Source organism: Flavobacterium odoriferum (assembly GCF_025499515.1).
Classification (GTDB): domain Bacteria; phylum Bacteroidota; class Bacteroidia; order Flavobacteriales; family Flavobacteriaceae; genus Flavobacterium; species Flavobacterium odoriferum.
In genome coordinates this window covers 1-304 of record NZ_JAMKFA010000077.1, presented here as the reverse complement: position 1 = coordinate 304, position 304 = coordinate 1, and the positions used below count along the sequence as shown (strand labels likewise).

The 304-nt window shown below is 40.5% G+C and carries 1 protein-coding gene; it reads left to right on the top strand.

Annotated features, from left to right (window positions below; translation table 11 throughout):
- The coding region (locus M9Q43_RS14165) for a hypothetical protein (RefSeq protein ID WP_262319510.1) at nucleotides 1-304 on the top strand (304 nt) is incomplete at both ends.

Genomic DNA, 304 nt, shown 5'->3' with positions numbered 1-304 from the left:
TCCAACGTCAACCATTTCAGCCAATACAATTTGTTCAGGACAAACAGGAACGTTGACTTTTACAGGTACACCAGGTGCGGAAGTATTATTTACAGATGGCGTTAGTAATTTCACCGTTACTTTAGATGCCTCAGGAAATGCTACTTTTACAACAGTTGCGTTGACAGCAGATACAACATATACATTAATTAGTGCTACTACTGTAACACCTCCAGCAACGGCAAGTTTAACAGCAAGTGCTACAGTAGTTGTTGTTGGCTTACCAACAGCTACGATATCAGGTACAACCTCAATTTGTTCAGGT